The organism is Treponema denticola, assembly GCF_024400535.1.
GTDB lineage: Bacteria > Spirochaetota > Spirochaetia > Treponematales > Treponemataceae > Treponema_B > Treponema_B denticola_C.
In genome coordinates, this window is the sequence record NZ_CP038800.1 from 1,456,784 (window position 1) to 1,472,030 (window position 15,247).

Genomic DNA, 15,247 nt, shown 5'->3' on the forward strand with positions numbered 1-15,247 from the left:
TATGTATAATTTTGAATTTGAAGTGCCGGTTAAAATTTTATTCGGTAAGGGTAGTATTGAGAACCTCGTACCTGAGATTCTTAAATACGGAAAAAGAGTTCTCCTATGTTACGGCGGCGGAAGTATTAAAAGAATGGGGCTTTATGATACAATCATTAAAAAACTGGATCAGGCCGGAATCTTTTATAAGGAGCTTTCCGGTATTTCACCAAATCCCCGCATTGAAGAAGTTGAAGAGGGAATAAAGATAGTCCGTGAACACAAGCTGGATTTTATTCTACCTGTCGGAGGTGGGAGCACCATCGACTGCTCTAAGGCTGTTTCTGCCGGTGTAAACTATGCAGGAAGTGCATGGGATTTGATTACGGGCAAGGCCGAAATTAAAGACGTACTCCCGATAGGAACGGTACTGACTCTTTCTGCTACCGGTTCCGAGATGAACTGCGGAGCCGTTATTTCAAACCTTAAAACGAAGGAAAAGCTGGGCTTCGGAGCTCCGCCCCTTCTTCCGAAATTTTCGGTTCTTGATCCCGAATACACCTATTCCGTTCCTAAAAATCAGACAGCCGCAGGTACGGCCGATATTATGAGCCACACATTCGAATGTTATTTTAGCCTAAATGACGGGGCCTATCTTCAAGACGGGTTTGCAGAAAGCATCTTAAAAACCTGTATCGAATACGGACCCATGGCTATTAAAAATCCCGAAAGCTATGAAGCCCGCTCCAACCTTATGTGGGCAGGTACATGGGCTATAAACGGCCTTTTAAGCGACGGTAAAAAAACGGCTTGGTCCGTTCATCCTATGGAGCACGAGCTGAGCGCTTTTTATGACATCACTCACGGAGTGGGGCTTGCTATTTTAACTCCCCATTGGCTGAGGCATTGTTTAAACGGTAAAACCGTTAAAAAGATTGCAGATTACGGTATAAATGTTTGGGGTCTTCCAAAAGGAGCAGAAGTTTACAAAACTGCCGAAAAGGCAATCGAGTGTACGTCGGACTTTTTTAAATCTCTCGGTATTACGATGACTCTGAAGGAAGCGGGAATAGGCGAGGAGCATTTAAAAGAAATGGCTGAAGCCGCTGTTGCTCACAGAGGTAAAAACGGAGTTATCTACGGCTTTCAAGAACTTCGAGCCGATGATGTTTATGCAATCTTTAAGGCAGCTCTTTAAGTAAGCTATGAGCGATGATTTTGAGGTAGTGCGTCCCGAAGAGCAGGCAGGGGACGAAAAGGACAGAGCTCTTCGTCCCCGCTCTCTTGTCGACTTTCAGGGGCAGACAAAGGCAAAAGAAAATCTTTCCGTTTTTATAAAGGCTGCCCGCGAAAGGGGAGAAAGCTTAGATCATCTTTTTTTGATAGGCCCGCCGGGCTTGGGAAAAACAACCCTTGCCCAAATTACGGCCAACGAGCTCGGTGTCGATTTTAAAGTTACGGGAGCTCCCGCACTCGATAAGCCCAAGGATCTGGCCGGTATTCTTACTACCTTGACGGAACGCTCCGTATTCTTTATAGACGAGATTCACCGTTTAAAGCCGGCCATCGAAGAGATGCTTTATATCGCAATGGAAGACTATGAACTTGACTGGATAATAGGGCAGGGGCCAGGAGCCAGAACCGTGCGTATTCCGATTCCGCCATTTACTCTTGTCGGAGCGACCACGAGAGCAGGCATGGTTTCAAGCCCCCTTATAAGCCGCTTCGGTATTGTGCAGCGTTTTGAATTTTACAGCCACGAGGAGCTTGCCTCAATTATAAGCCGCTCCGCTTCAATCCTCGAAATCAAAATAGAAAAAAAGGCCGCTATTGCCTTAGCCCGCTGTTCCCGCGGAACCCCATGGGTTGCAAACCGCTTATTGCGGCGTATGAGGGACTTTGCCCAAGTTGCAGGCAAAAGCTCGATTGACGAGATGACGGTTGCCGCAGGCCTAAAGCAGCTAAATATCGACGGCCTCGGCCTTGAAACCTATGACAGGCAGATACTCCGCTCCATTATCGAAAATTATTCTGGCGGCCCCGTCGGTGCCGAAACCCTGGCAATTTCTATAGGAGAGTCTCAGGACACATTAGAGGACTATTACGAACCCTACCTTATCCAGTCCGGCCTCCTTCAGCGCACTCCCCGCGGCCGCATGGTTACGCTTAAAGCATACGAACACCTCGGCCTAAATCCGCCTAAACTAGGGGATGGGCAAGACAGCCTCTTTGATTAGTGTAAGGCCGGGCTATTTGATTAAGGGAGAGGCCTACCTCTTCGATTAAGGGAGAGGCCTGCCTCTTCGATTAGGGGAGATACTCTTCAATCATCCACATCTTATGTATTTTTTGATTTCTAAAGTCTTCGGGGATTGAGGCCTTTGTTATGTCTTTTATCCTTATCTTTTGTTTGGAAGAATTGATAAGCTCTGCTTCATCGAATTTTATCTTTTGGGAATTGGTAGAAAAATAAAGTTTTCCATTTTTTGCCAGCACTTTTAGGCAGAGGAGGCAGAGGTTTAGCCAATCTCTATTTACATCAAAAATATCCGCACTTTTTGAATTTGAAAATGTAGGAGGATCGCAGATAATTAAATCCCATTTTTTTTGTTTTTCGATTGCTTTTTTTAAAAAAACGATTACATCGCTTTTTATAAGCCGGGTTTTTTCTTCATCGAAAAGCTTGTTTAATTTTAAATTCTCTTTTGCCCAATTTAGATAGGTATTTGAAAGGTCTACCGAATCTACGGAAGCGGCTCCGCCCTTTGCCGCATGAACCGAAAAACTTCCCGTGTATGAAAACAAGTTTAAAACTTTTTTAATTTTTGCTTCTTGAAAAACCATGGAACGGGCAGGGCGGTGATCCAAAAAAAGACCGGAGTCAAGGTAGTCTTCTACATTTATATAGAAAAAGCATTCTCCTTCTTTTACCCTTATAAGATTTTTACTTGAACCTGCCTTTTCGTATTGGCTTTTTCCTTTTTGCTTTTCCCTCAATTTTATAAAGATTCTTTCTTTAGGTATTAAAAGGCTTGAAGATGCAGCTTCTTCAATTTCTAAAAGCCATTCCCTTTCTTCTTCTTGGGATTTTTCGTAAGGCCTCTTGTAAAGATAGATAAGCAAAAAGGCTGTATTTTCCGGTCTGTCTGTTTCGGCAAAATAGATGTCTACTGCAAGAGGAATTTCAGGTATATCCTTGTCATAGAGCCTGTAAGCAAAAATGCCCTCCCGTTTTGCCCACTTTGACAAATGTTTAAATCTTTTTTGAAGGCGGTTTTTAAAAAGCTCCGCCTGATATTGATTTTTTTGCATCTTATTTTTTGATATTTATCATAACGCCGAGCATTGCATAACCAGAGCTTAAATCATCTTTTTGAACTATAACCTTATCAGGCACGGTGATTTTGATATTTGTAAAATTCCAAATTGCCTTGATTCCGGCTTTTACAATGGCATTTGCCGCTTCTTGAGCATATTTTGAAGGTACGGTTAATATCGCAATTTCAGGCATATATTCTTTGAATTTTTCTTCTAACTCATCCATTCCAAAAATGGAAAGTCCATGGATTTTTTTTCCGATTTTCCTTTTATCGGAATCAAAGGCTGCACAAATATTTAGACTGTGTTCTCTAAATCCCTGATAGCCTGAAAGAGCCGTGCCCAAACTTCCGGCCCCTATTACAAAGGCTTTTCTTTCCCTATTCCAGCCTAAAAATTTTTCGATGGCTTTTATTAGGTCTTTTACGGGATAACCTTTTTTGGGTTTACCTACAATTCCTGTAATTGTAAGATCTTTCCTAACCTGAATAGGTTCGAGTTCTAATTCTTCGGCTATAACAGTTCCCGAAATATACTCCAAACCTTCATCATCCGCTTTTTTTATAAGATGAAGATAGGACGGCAGTCTCCGCACAGATGGAGCCGCCGATACTTTTTGTTTTGTCATAAAATCCTCATAAAATAAAAGTATTTACTCTATAATTCTACATTCAAATACCTGTAATGTCAAGGAAGCCGAGAATTTTAATTATCCTTAAAAAAATGAGGCTTTAGTATTGACAAGCTCTCCATTTTGTAATATTATTAAATCCATACTATTTTATTTAAGGAGAGCCGGAATGCCTTGCGGAAAAAAACGAAAACGAAAGAAGATGTCGACGCATAAACGAAAGAAGAAGCTTAGAAAGAATCGACATAAGAACAAGAAATAAATTAGGCGGGTTTTCCCCTAATTGTTCAAATATCTTTAACTTTCAGTTAAACGGAAAGGGGGCTCGGTTTTGAAGCCCCTTTTTTTAGATTTTTGTGGAATGTAATGACAAATAACACCTTATTAAGTAGAATAAAAGGCCCTGAGGACATAAAGCTCCTTTCCTATGATGAACTTAAAGCCCTCGCTTTAGAAATACGAAAAGAAATTCTCACTGTAGTAGGGCATAACGGCGGCCATCTTGCAAGTAATCTTGGTGTAATTGAACTTACGCTTGCAATTCACAGGGTTTTTTCCAGTCCCCATGATGCGGTAGTCTGGGATGTAGGTCATCAGGCATATACACATAAGATGATAACAGGCAGACAATCCCGCTTTTCTACATTGCGCCTTTGGGAAGGTCTTTCCGGTTTTCCTAAAAGAGAAGAAAGTGTCCATGATGCCTTTAATACCGGTCATGCTTCAACCTCCATTTCTGCAGCCCTAGGTATTCTTGAAGGAAAAAGACTAAAAAACGATACCGGAAAGGTTATAGCCGTTATAGGCGACGGTGCTATGACCGGCGGAATGGCTTTTGAAGCTCTTTCGAATGCCGGAGAGTTAAAAAAAGATTTAATCGTTATAATAAACGATAATAAAATGTCCATAAGCAAAAATACGGGAGCTTTTTCCGAGTATTTGAGCCGCCTCACGGTACATGAAGGCTACCAGCGTTTTAAGTACCTCTTTGACAAGGCTGTGGGTTCAATTCCCCTTGTAGGAAACAAACTTAATTCTATAATTTGGCGTTTAAAAAGAGGTATGAAGGGTATCTTCTACAAAAACAACATTTTTGTAGATTTCGGTTTTGAATATGTAGGTCCGATAAACGGACATAATATAAAAGAACTTGAAAAGGTTTTAAAAAATGTAAAAAAATTAAACAGTCCCGTTGTAATGCTTGTAGAAACTATCAAGGGCAAGGGCTATCCTTTGGCGGAAATAAATCCTGCTGCCTTTCATGGGGTAGGGCCCTTTAATATTGCCGATGGCAAGGTAGAAAAAAATGATGCGATTACATTTACTCAAGCCTTTGGAAAAGCTTTGGTAAAAGAAGCCGAAAAAGATTCCGGAATTGTTGCAATAACAGCTGCCATGGAATCGGGTACCGGCCTTTCTCTATTTCATAATAAATTTCCTGAAAGATTTTTCGATGTAGGAATCGCCGAGGGGCATGCCGTTACCTTTGCAGCCGGGCTTGCAGTGGCCGGTATGAAGCCCGTTGCGGCAATTTACAGCACTTTTTTACAGCGTGCAATAGATCAGGTTATACATGACACTTCAATACAAAATTTACCCGTAATTTTTGCTATAGATCGTGCAGGTCCCGTTCCGGCAGACGGAGAAACCCATCAGGGCCTTTTTGACATTGCCCTGCTGCGCCCTGTTCCAAACATGACAATCCTTTGCCCTGCCTCAGAAAAAGAGTTGAATTTAATGCTTTCTTGGGCTCTTATGCAGGATAATCCTGTAGCAATAAGGTACCCCAAGGCCGATTGTCCCAAAGAAATCCCCGAGTTTTCTCAAAATATAGAAAAAGGCCGCGGCGTACTTATAAAGAATTCCGATAAGAGCTGTATTTTAATAGCCTGTACCGGAGGAATGTACAGGGAAGTTAAAGAGGCTTCTGCAATCCTTGCTCATAAGGGCATTTTTACGGATATCTATAATGTTAGATTTGCAAAACCGATAGACGAAAACTATTTTTTAAACATTACAAAAAACTATTCATACATTCTTTTTGTAGAAGACGGTATGAAGATAGGCAGTTTAAGCTCATATTTGGAATCCCTTGTTTTAAGGTATGAAAGCAACAAGACAGGATTCCAAAATAACAAAACCGGATATCAAAATAAAAAAACCGAGGTGCTTGCCTTTGAAGATATGTTTTTTCCGCATGGTACCCGCTCTGAAATTTTTAAGGGTGCAGGCGTATCGGCAGAACACATAGCACAAGCAGCAGAATTGCTTTTTACCGAGACTAATACCGTTTCGGGTTCTGCCGCTTTGCATATAAATGATTTACCGCTTCGCGGATATGAGGAGAATATTTAAAATATGGAATTTATTAGAAACATTACAGCTTTTTATTCTTCCTACTTAAGGCCTGTTTTTGATGTGCTCTTACTTGCATTTTTGATGTACAAGGCCTATCAAATTTTATTAAAAACTCAGGCAATTCAGCTTATAAAGGGTGCAATGTCTATATTGGTGATTTATGCAATTGCCATGATTTTTAATCTTAAAACTCTTTTATGGATTTTAAATACCTTGAGTCCCGGACTTGTTATAGGTGTAGCCATCGTATTTCAACCCGAACTTCGTAAAATATTTTTAAAGATAGGGCAGAGCAACTGGCTTAGAACAGGAAAACACTCCAACCATAGTCATATAGACTCTATTGTTACGGCTGCCGAAATCTTATCCGATAAAAGGCGGGGAATGTTGGTAGTTTTTGTACGCCGAAATAGTTTAAAGGATATTATAGATACGGGCACAAAACTAAATGCGGATCTTTCATCGAGTTTACTTGTTACTATTTTCGGACATGATACACCGCTCCATGACGGAGCTGCTGTTGTACAGAACGGAATGGTAGTTTCGGCCGGTTGTTTTCTTCCGCTTTCGGAGCAGCAGGATATAAGGAAAAGCTTTGGAACCCGTCACAGAGCGGCAATCGGAGTTTCCGAAGAAACGGATGCCGTTGTTCTTGTCGTATCCGAAGAAACAGGAGCTTTAAGCCTTGCCTATGATTCCCACCTTTATTACGATTTGAGTGCCGATGAAGTTGTAGCTCAGCTTGAGCAGCTTTTAGAAATAAAAAAATATTTTGTTCAAGAAGAATCCTTAGATTTAGCGGAGGCCTTGCAGGATGAAAATTAAAAAAATATTTGACCGCTTAACAGAGAATTGGCTTGCAAAGGTTATAAGTTTTGCCCTTGCTATAGTGCTGGTACAGCTTTATAAGGGCAGCCTTTTGGAAAAGAAGTATTTTTATATTCCCCTCGTAATAGAAAATTCGGGAGACCTTGTTCCGGCTGTTAATATTCCTAGACTGGTCAAGATTTCGGTTTGGGGGGATTCGACGGTTATAGCTCCGATTATGGAAGAGCACATTACTGCTTATATGGACTTATCTTCAATTACAAGCCCGGGAGAATACCGTATTCCAATTCAGGCAAAATTAAAAGGGCTGGCTTCAGATGTAAGCGATTTTGAGGTACAGGTGGAGCCTTCAGAGATAAAACTTGTTCTTGAGCAAAGTTTATCAAAAAGAGTAAATGTTTATCTAAGCTTAGGCGGAACTCCTGCTGAAAATTATGAAGTATATGAAAGAGATGTGGACCCTTCTACTGTTGAGATTAGGGGGCCGGTTTCAGTAGTCAGCAAAATTGAAGATTTATCTACCAATAGCGTACAAATTGATAATAGAAAAACAGGTTTTTCAGGATATGCCGATATCTTTACTCCTAATCCCCTTATTTCAATAGTTGGGACTTCAAAAATTGCCTATTCATTGAAGATTAGAGAAATTGTTACTATTCAAAAATATGAAGATATTGTTTTGTATTTTGATAACCTAAATGAAACCCTTGAAATAATAAGCGAAATTCCTTTAGGAAATCTCAGTGTAAGAGGCGCTAAATCCATCATTGATTCTTGGATACCTCCTTCTACGGTTTTACGCGTCAGCTGTGCGAATATAACAAAGCCCGGCGTGTACAGCCTGCCGGTTCAGGCCGTAGTTCCCGGAAAACTTTCTCTTATAGATGCTGCCCCTAAAAATATACAGTTTGAAGTTAAACTGCGCGAAGCTAAATCTTCCGACTAAAACTTATGATACTCGGGCTTGGAATAGATATAGTTGAGGTTTCCCGCCTTGAAAAATGGCTGAAGGATAATAAGCTGCTTCAAAGGTTTTTTAGTGAAGAAGAAATTGAATACGTGCTTTCTAAAGAGAATGGAGCAGCCCGTTCTTTGGCTGTCCGCTTTGCTGCAAAAGAAGCTTTTGGGAAGGCTCTTGGAACGGGTCTCGCAGGCATAAAGCTAAAAGATATAGTTGTTGTAAATGATAGAACAGGACGGCCTTTTTTAAAAGTTTCCGGAACTGCCCTTGAAGCTTTAAAGAAAAAGGGCGGGGCAGCTCTTCATCTTTCACTAAGCCATGAAAAAACGACCGCCGCCGCCGTTGTTATAATCGAAGCTTGAGCTTTTATTAAAAACTCCTTTTTTTTCGTATATTTTAATATTAAAGGATTATTTGAAGGCCTAAAAGATTATCGGGTATAATAAAAAAGGCACTCAGATGAGTGCCTTTAAAAAAGATTAGCAGGGAGAGGACTCGAACCTCCGACCTCCGGGTTATGAGCCCGACGAGCTGCCAACTGCTCTACCCTGCGATGTGGGGGAGAGTATAGCATATAAGCAGCATTATGTCAAGGCCTTTCTACAAACTTTCTCAAACTTATTTTGTTAAATTTCTGATTTTATCGTACCAAGCATCTGTGGTTTTAACTAGTTTTGTTTTTTCCGTGTATTTGGGATACATTCCTTTTTTGTCGGAGTCTTTTATTTTAAAAATACCGGGATTATTTGCCGTTTTTTCGGAGGTAAGAGCCTCCTGTATTTTTTTCTGTTCTTCGGGGGACAGGGTCTTTGTATTCATGACTATTGGGGCATTTAAAACCGGAATTGATTGGATTATGGTAATTTCGCTTCCGGGAAACTTGTCAAAGGGTTCTATAGCTCCTTCTACAACCTTATAAGCGGCTCCTGTTTGATAGGCTTCTCCTTCAATTAAATCATAGACCCCTATTGTTTGAGGAATTGCAAAGGCTGCGGCATCTGCATCCTTTCTAAATAGATTAACTTGAGAGCCTTGATGGGAACCAGCAAATAGCACCTTAGAAAAAACGGAATTTCCTTGAATAAGCTCATCGGTACTGTTTATGCCGAATTTTTTTACGAGCAGGGTCGCAGGAATTACAAAGCCAGATGTAGAGCTTGTAGAAACAAATGAAATGCTTTTTCCTTTTAAGCGGTTTAAGTCATAGCCGGCTCCATCTTTATATTGAGCTGCGTCTTCCGTTCTTACCGCTATAAAGCTGTAGTATAGTGCATCTTCCAATGTACCGCTGGGCCCTGAATTGGTTACTACCGGTACAATGGCCGGATTTCTTTTATGGGCATTTATATAACCCTCGGCTCCGATATAAGCCATGTCTGCATTTCCGGATATAATTGCTTCTAAGGCTATGTTATAATCCGTTGTCGTTTTGATTTCGACGGGACGGCCTACAGCTTCGCTTATTATTTCCATAAAAGCTTGCCGAGCATCTTTCATGGCATCGCTTGATTCATTCGGCAAAAATACCATGGTAACCGGTTTTTGTGTTTCGTTTTTGGTGCAACCGAAAAGGAGGCAGATAGCTGCCAAAAATAATATAATTTTGTGTTTCATAAAATTCTCCGGGCCGCATTCTATCATATAATACAATAATATGCTATACTTAATTATAAATATTGGGAGGACAATATGAAGATAACAACGACCGAATTCGGAACTTTTTCAAACGGAAATAAGGCCTTACTATTTACGATTTTTAACGGTAAGATGATACTCTGTTGTACTAATTACGGATGCTGTATTACGGGAATTCTTTTACCTTCAAAAAACGGCGGCTTTGACGATGTTGTTTTAGGATATTCGAGCTTTATCGGCTATATAAATAATTTTCCGCATTTCGGCTCTTTTATAGGCAGATATGCAGGCAGAATTTCAAATGCGGAATTTACTTTAGGGAATCAGCAATATCTTTTAACGCCCAATGACGGCGGTAAACACTGTCTTCATGGAGGTTATCCTTTTTACGATAAAGTCTTATATGAGGCAAAAACATTTAAAAACAGACAAGAAGCGGGAGTTGTTTTTTCGCGTACCTCTCCCGATGGAGAGCAGGGCTTCCCCGGAAATTTAAAAATTGAAGTAAGCTATTCTCTTACGCCGGATAATGAGATTATTATAAGATATAAGGCCGTGTCCGATAAAACGACACCGGTTAATTTTACAAATCACAGCTATTTTAACTTAAATCCTGCCGGAATGCAGTCTAACGGTTCCTATGTTTCGGTCTTAAATCATGAAGTTCAAATATTTTCCGAGCAATATCTTGAAACTAATCAAGAGCTTATTCCGACGGGTAAATTTTTAAAGATAGAAAATACGGGCTATGATTTTAGAAAACCGCGGCTTTTGAGCGAGGGCGTACAAGAAATAGGCGGAAGTTTTGATAACAGCTGGGTTATAAAAAAAGAAGTCAGCGACCATAAAACCTTGGCCGCAATAGTAAAAGAGCCCGTTACCAAGAGGATATTAACCGTCTACTCAACCCAACCTGCTCTTATAATGTATACGGGCGGTTTTCTTAACAATGAACTAGGTAAAAACGGAGACGTCTACAATAAATTTGCAGGCCTTTGCCTTGAAAGTCAATCCTTCCCGGATTCGTTACATCAGCCTCATTTCCCCAATACCGTAATTAAGCCGGGCGAAATTTATGAACACGAGACTCTTTGGCACTTTGCATTTTAAAAGCTTATTTTATATGTAAGGCTTCCTTTTATAAAAGGTTCGGCGGTTTCCAATACTATTTCTCCCTTAAAAGAATTTGATGTCAGCTTCGTCTTTTTTATAAATTCTGCCTGAGCGGAAAAGCTAAAAACTCCTTTTTCCCAAACTATATATGGGCTATTATTTATCTTTACTATTTTATTTTTTTGCATAAAAGAAGCTGAAAGATCTATATTGAAACTCTTGTTAAATTTTATTTTAATATCCGATAAAAAAGAATAGTTTTTTGCTATAAAGGGATTTTTTGATTTTTCTTCCAGTTTTGTACTCCCTTCTATTGAAAAGAGAGTGTTGAAAAAAAGGTTTATAGGAATTTTTATTTGTCCTTTAATATCCCATAAAGCGTCATCATAATAAACTTCTCCGGTAAATTTACATTTTGTAAAGCTAAGACCTAAACCCATTCCTCCCGAATGAAAATTTTTGAACAGCTTTTTCTTTTCAAAATACTTTCGTAAAAAATTATAAGATAAGCCCAAATCCAAAGCATCAACCGAAATTTTAGGTTGAAAAAAGGCTTTTAAAGTTCCATCATTTTCAAATATGGTCCCAGTATTAGCCTCAAAATACTCGCTTTGAAAATTGTACTCGGCCTTACCTAAAAAGTTTAAATCGAATTTACCGGTTTCCGATGTTTTTTCATAAGGAATTTTTATTCCGCCTGCAAGTAAAAATACGGAAGATACTATTCCCCCTATTTCGGCTAATATAAATTCTCCCGAATAAAATTGATCATAAGCAGGTGCCTTTAGATTAAATTGAGAGTAGGCTGAATTCGTTAAAGAAGAAAAAAGGCTCATATTGAGCAACATGTCCTCATTTTCTTTTTTATAAGCCGTACAAAAAGAAATGTCCGGCCATAGTTCTTTCGGCTTTTGTTCTGAAAAAAACACCAAATTAAAATTTTTTATTGCAAATTCGGCACCTAGACTTGCATCGAATTTGGATTTTGAGATACCTATTAAATATTTAGGTGCAAAGCCTATTCCTTTATAAAAGGGCTTTTTTTCAAAATTATCCTTAAAAAGCAGAAGATTTAAAAAGCTTGATTTTGTGATGCCCCCATAAAAAAACGACAGGGCAGGATAAAGCTGTTTCTTTTCCTTGTATAAAAGGGGACTGAATTTTAAGCTAAAACCTTGCGGCATAAGAGCAAATTTAGGAGAATCATCTGTTTTTGCTTCCGCATAAAGCTCAAAAAAAGGATTTTTTGCTTCCGCTTTCAGGTTATAATTAAGGTTAAGATCAATACTCTGTGTAAGAGAAAAATTTGCTTTTTCTACAGGTATTTCAGACTGTAAACGGATATTGCATACAAAAATTAAAATTGAGCAAATCCCGATAAATTCTATAAAAAAATTTTTTGTTTTCATACCTATATATATTGTTTTTTTGTATTTAAGGCTAATTTTTTTATAATTAAATATGTTTATATTGCTGTAAAATATAAATTATGCTACAATACGGCACAAGGAGATTTTCTATTTTATGGAAAAGTTATTTAAACTGAAGGAGCACAAGACTACTGTGCGGAAGGAAGTTATTGCCGGTATTACAACTTTTTTGGCAATGGCTTATATTTTGGCTGTAAATCCCGGGATTTTGAGTGAAGCCGGAATGGAGAGGGGGGCTGTTTTTACCGCAACCGCTCTGTCCGCCGCTATTGCAACCCTTGCTATGGGCCTTTTGGCTAATCTGCCTGTTGCCCTTGCTTCAGGAATGGGATTAAATGCCTTTTTTACATATAGCGTTGTTATCGGCTTAGGTTATTCCCCGTCTACGGCATTAACGGCCGTATTTTTAGAAGGCGTTCTTTTTATTTTACTTTCAGCCGTAAACATCCGTGAAGCTATAGTAAAATCCATACCTCTTAATCTTAAAAAAGCTGTAGCCGCAGGTATAGGTATCTTTATAACATTTATTGCTTTTCAAAATTCGGGCATAATTGTCGATAATCCTGCGACCCTCGTAGGACTAGGAGAATTCACTTGGGGCTCTCCTGCCGTTTTAGCCCTTATCGGTTTGGTTATAACCTGTGCTCTTTTTATTTTAAGGGTACCGGGAGCAATCTTAATAGGTATTTTAATTACAACCATCATAGGCATTCCCTTAAAGATTACGGTTCCGTTTGGAGGCTGGGATGGCTGGTCTCCCATAAGTCTCCCCTCGGCTCCTGCCGTACTAAATTTTGACTTTTCAAATGTTCTTTCTTTTAAGTTTTTTATTGTATTTGTTTCATTCCTCTTTGTAGATATTTTTGACACGGTCGGAACCCTCGTAGGCGTTGCAACTCAGGCAGACCTTGTAGATAAAGATGGCAATATTCCAAAGATTAAGCAGGCCTTTTTATCGGATGCTATCGGAACGGTAGTAGGTGCAGCTCTCGGAACCTCAACGGTAACAAGCTATGTAGAAAGTACAGCCGGTGTTGCAGCCGGAGGAAGAACCGGTTTAACATCTGTGGTTACAGCCGGTATGTTCATCATTGCCTTGTTGTTTTCTCCGATTTTCTTATTGATTCCTGCTGCGGCCACCGCTCCTGCTTTAATAATAGTAGGCTTTTTGATGATGACCCAAGCAGGGGAAATAAACTATAAGGATCCTACAGAGGGTATCCCCGCATTTTTGACTATGATTATGATGCCCTTTGCCTATAGCGTTGCGGAAGGCATTGTATACGGAGTTTTATCATATGTTATTTTAAAATCTATAAAAGGCAAATTTAAAGAAATTCCGGTAGTTACATGGATATTATTTGTTATCTTTATTTTAAGATTTTTTGTTAAATTTTAAAAATATGAGCTGGGCTGTCTATAAATAGGTCTTTTTAAGGCCGTACTATAGGCAGCCTTTTTACGAGCTTACCGGCTCCTACTGAATACAAGCTTTATGTTATATTTATTTTTTCAGCTTCTATGCCAAAAAGGCTTTTTATTACGATTTTAAAGCGATCGGGCAGGGGAGCTGTTATTTCGAGAGGCAAGCCATCTAATAAACTTTCTTTAAAAATAAGCTTATAAGCGTGGAGAAAGTATGTGCCAGAGACTATTTTTGGAAAAGCCGGAGATATTTTTTTTTGCTTTGGGTTGTGTTTTTTATCGTTTAATAAGGGTGTTCCGAATTGGGCACATTGTATTCTTATTTGATGTTTTCTTCCGGTTATCAAATTAAAGAGTACAAGGCTTAAATTTTTTTGTTTTGAAAATTCTATTACATTTACAAGGCTAAGACATTCTTTTCCATCTATTTTATTCCTAAATTCTTTTAAAGAAGGCTTCCCTTCAGTTATACCCAGATATATTTTGCTTATTTTACCTTGCCGGAGGGCTTTTGAAAAGAGTTGGGCTCCTTTTAGGCTTTGAGAAAAGGTCAAAATTCCGCTTGTATCCTTATCCAGACGATGCAGGGCTCCGGTCTTAAAAGAAAGGCTTTTTTCCTTAGGAGGAAAATATTTTAATACAGCCTCGCAAAGGCTTTTTTCTCCATGTATTACCTCTCCGCTCCTTTTATTGATAAAAAGCAAATCATCGGTTTTTAGGATTATATCGGGTTTTAAAAGAGGTTTTGACTCTTTTTTCTTATTCAAAGCCTTTAAAACATTATCATCTGCTGATTGTACCGGATCGAAAAGACTGTGATCTATCAAAATTTCGTCATCCTTTTTAGTCAAATATGAGCCTTTTTGCTTTTTTCCGTTTATTTTTATCTTCCCTTGTCGGATTGCAGAATATATGCCTGAAAGAGGTATATTTCCTAAAAATTTTCGGACAACCCTGTCCAATCTTCTGCCTGAATCGTCTTCACATATAAAAAAAATCTTATTTTCTCTACTCATTTCTATATTATATACCATTTACAGACTTGACAAAAGAGCTATTTTGTAGAGAATTAGTGTTATGTTGGAAACAATGTATAAAATGCAATGGACCTTATTTTTTTCTAATCCGATTTTTTTGTCGGCCATAACAAGCTGGCTTATGAGTCAGGTTATAAAGACTATTTTTGCATTATTTAATTCTTCAATAAAAAATCCCATTGATTTTGTAGAGCTCGTGCTTTGGAGGACAGGAGGCATGCCTTCCAGCCATTCTGCTCTAGTAGCTTCTTTAACGGTAAGTATAGGAATAAGACAGGGATTTGACTCTGACCTGTTTATCTTTGCTTTTTTTATGGCTGTTATAGTTATACGGGATGCTGTGGGTGTAAGAAGATCAAGCGGATTGCAGGCTAAGGCTTTAAACGATTTAGGCTCAAAATTTATCGAAAAAAATAAGGAGTATAGTTTTAGACCTGTACGCGAAATTCAAGGTCATAAACCGGTTGAAGCTGTTGCAGGTATAATTTTAGGTATTATTACCGCAATATTATTTGCATATTTTGGATAAAAG

14 protein-coding genes and 1 tRNA gene are annotated in these 15,247 nt (G+C 38.9%); 9 read left to right on the forward strand and 6 right to left on the reverse strand.

All coding sequences use genetic code 11. The features are described from left to right. Position 1: 1 nt before the first annotated feature. Positions 2–1,177, forward strand: coding sequence for an iron-containing alcohol dehydrogenase (locus E4N78_RS06840; RefSeq protein ID WP_255812291.1), 1,176 nt, complete (start codon positions 2–4; stop codon positions 1,175–1,177). Positions 1,178–1,184: 7 nt separating this feature from the next. Beyond that, positions 1,185–2,216 (forward strand): Holliday junction branch migration DNA helicase RuvB, encoded by a 1,032-nt coding sequence (ruvB, locus tag E4N78_RS06845; protein WP_255812292.1) that lies wholly within the window; start codon positions 1,185–1,187, stop codon positions 2,214–2,216. Between the two features lie 70 nt (positions 2,217–2,286). Here ruvB and E4N78_RS06850 read toward each other — a convergent pair whose 3' ends face one another. Together E4N78_RS06850 and E4N78_RS06855 are read right to left on the reverse strand one after the other, a co-directional pair. Further along, positions 2,287–3,291, reverse strand: coding sequence for a class I SAM-dependent methyltransferase (locus E4N78_RS06850; RefSeq protein WP_255812293.1), 1,005 nt, complete (start codon positions 3,289–3,291; stop codon positions 2,287–2,289). A gap of 1 nt (position 3,292) precedes the next feature. Beyond that, entirely contained in the window at positions 3,293–3,925 is a 633-nt protein-coding gene (locus E4N78_RS06855) for a redox-sensing transcriptional repressor Rex (protein WP_255812294.1), read from the reverse strand. 369 nt (positions 3,926–4,294) lie between these two features. Here E4N78_RS06855 and dxs point away from each other — a divergent pair, with 369 nt between their 5' ends. The 4 genes from dxs to E4N78_RS06875 are packed head-to-tail and all read left to right on the forward strand — an operon-like array spanning position 4,295 to position 8,437. Further along, a complete protein-coding gene (gene dxs / locus E4N78_RS06860; protein ID WP_255809828.1) occupies positions 4,295–6,283 on the forward strand; it encodes a 1-deoxy-D-xylulose-5-phosphate synthase in 1,989 nt (662 codons plus the stop codon). Positions 6,284–6,286: 3 nt separating this feature from the next. Continuing rightward, positions 6,287–7,111 (forward strand): diadenylate cyclase CdaA, encoded by an 825-nt coding sequence (cdaA, locus tag E4N78_RS06865; RefSeq protein WP_255809829.1) that lies wholly within the window; start codon positions 6,287–6,289, stop codon positions 7,109–7,111. Further along, positions 7,101–8,060: a CdaR family protein gene (locus E4N78_RS06870; RefSeq protein ID WP_255809830.1), complete on the forward strand. Its 960-nt coding sequence runs from the start codon at positions 7,101–7,103 to the stop codon at positions 8,058–8,060. The genes cdaA and E4N78_RS06870 overlap by 11 nt, the downstream gene beginning before the upstream one ends. 5 nt (positions 8,061–8,065) lie before the next feature. Further along, entirely contained in the window at positions 8,066–8,437 is a 372-nt protein-coding gene (locus tag E4N78_RS06875) for a holo-ACP synthase (protein WP_255809831.1), read from the forward strand. 118 nt (positions 8,438–8,555) lie between these two features. Here E4N78_RS06875 and E4N78_RS06880 read toward each other — a convergent pair. Together E4N78_RS06880 and E4N78_RS06885 are read right to left on the reverse strand one after the other, a co-directional pair. Continuing rightward, positions 8,556–8,628: transfer RNA gene (locus E4N78_RS06880), tRNA-Met, on the reverse strand. Between the two features lie 65 nt (positions 8,629–8,693). Then, positions 8,694–9,689, reverse strand: coding sequence for a phosphate/phosphite/phosphonate ABC transporter substrate-binding protein (locus E4N78_RS06885; protein WP_255809832.1), 996 nt, complete (start codon positions 9,687–9,689; stop codon positions 8,694–8,696). Positions 9,690–9,764: 75 nt separating this feature from the next. Between E4N78_RS06885 and E4N78_RS06890 the strand changes: the two genes are divergently transcribed. After that, positions 9,765–10,820, forward strand: coding sequence for an aldose epimerase family protein (locus tag E4N78_RS06890; RefSeq protein WP_255809833.1), 1,056 nt, complete (start codon positions 9,765–9,767; stop codon positions 10,818–10,820). Here E4N78_RS06890 and E4N78_RS06895 read toward each other — a convergent pair. Beyond that, positions 10,817–12,232 carry a hypothetical protein gene (locus E4N78_RS06895; protein ID WP_255809834.1) on the reverse strand — a complete coding sequence of 472 codons (1,416 nt, stop codon included), beginning with the start codon at positions 12,230–12,232 and terminating at the stop codon, positions 10,817–10,819. The genes E4N78_RS06890 and E4N78_RS06895 overlap by 4 nt on opposite strands. Positions 12,233–12,347: 115 nt before the next feature. Here E4N78_RS06895 and E4N78_RS06900 point away from each other — a divergent pair, with 115 nt between their 5' ends. Next, on the forward strand, positions 12,348–13,652 hold the full coding sequence (locus tag E4N78_RS06900; RefSeq protein ID WP_255809835.1) for an NCS2 family permease: 1,305 nt from the start codon (positions 12,348–12,350) through the stop codon (positions 13,650–13,652). A 94-nt stretch (positions 13,653–13,746) separates the two neighbouring features. Here E4N78_RS06900 and E4N78_RS06905 read toward each other — a convergent pair whose 3' ends face one another. Continuing rightward, entirely contained in the window at positions 13,747–14,694 is a 948-nt protein-coding gene (locus E4N78_RS06905) for a pseudouridine synthase (protein ID WP_255809836.1), read from the reverse strand. Positions 14,695–14,755: 61 nt separating this feature from the next. Between E4N78_RS06905 and E4N78_RS06910 the strand changes: the two genes are divergently transcribed. Continuing rightward, complete coding sequence (locus E4N78_RS06910) at positions 14,756–15,244, forward strand: divergent PAP2 family protein (RefSeq protein ID WP_255809837.1); 489 nt, start codon at positions 14,756–14,758, stop codon at positions 15,242–15,244. Positions 15,245–15,247: the final 3 nt, after the last annotated feature.

Excerpts from the sequence above, each read along its gene's own strand:
- E4N78_RS06840 (WP_255812291.1), top strand. The coding sequence starts at position 2 with ATGTATAATTTTGAATTTGAAGTGCCGGTTAAAATTTTATTCGGTAAG.
- ruvB (WP_255812292.1), top strand. The coding sequence starts at position 1,185 with ATGAGCGATGATTTTGAGGTAGTGCGTCCCGAAGAGCAGGCAGGGGAC.
- E4N78_RS06850 (WP_255812293.1), bottom strand. The coding sequence starts at position 3,291 with ATGCAAAAAAATCAATATCAGGCGGAGCTTTTTAAAAACCGCCTTCAA.
- E4N78_RS06855 (WP_255812294.1), bottom strand. The coding sequence starts at position 3,925 with ATGACAAAACAAAAAGTATCGGCGGCTCCATCTGTGCGGAGACTGCCG.
- dxs (WP_255809828.1), top strand. The coding sequence starts at position 4,295 with ATGACAAATAACACCTTATTAAGTAGAATAAAAGGCCCTGAGGACATA.
- cdaA (WP_255809829.1), top strand. The coding sequence starts at position 6,287 with ATGGAATTTATTAGAAACATTACAGCTTTTTATTCTTCCTACTTAAGG.
- E4N78_RS06870 (WP_255809830.1), top strand. The coding sequence starts at position 7,101 with ATGAAAATTAAAAAAATATTTGACCGCTTAACAGAGAATTGGCTTGCA.
- E4N78_RS06875 (WP_255809831.1), top strand. The coding sequence starts at position 8,066 with ATGATACTCGGGCTTGGAATAGATATAGTTGAGGTTTCCCGCCTTGAA.
- E4N78_RS06885 (WP_255809832.1), bottom strand. The coding sequence starts at position 9,689 with ATGAAACACAAAATTATATTATTTTTGGCAGCTATCTGCCTCCTTTTC.
- E4N78_RS06890 (WP_255809833.1), top strand. The coding sequence starts at position 9,765 with ATGAAGATAACAACGACCGAATTCGGAACTTTTTCAAACGGAAATAAG.
- E4N78_RS06895 (WP_255809834.1), bottom strand. The coding sequence starts at position 12,232 with ATGAAAACAAAAAATTTTTTTATAGAATTTATCGGGATTTGCTCAATT.
- E4N78_RS06900 (WP_255809835.1), top strand. The coding sequence starts at position 12,348 with ATGGAAAAGTTATTTAAACTGAAGGAGCACAAGACTACTGTGCGGAAG.
- E4N78_RS06905 (WP_255809836.1), bottom strand. The coding sequence starts at position 14,694 with ATGAGTAGAGAAAATAAGATTTTTTTTATATGTGAAGACGATTCAGGC.
- E4N78_RS06910 (WP_255809837.1), top strand. The coding sequence starts at position 14,756 with ATGTTGGAAACAATGTATAAAATGCAATGGACCTTATTTTTTTCTAAT.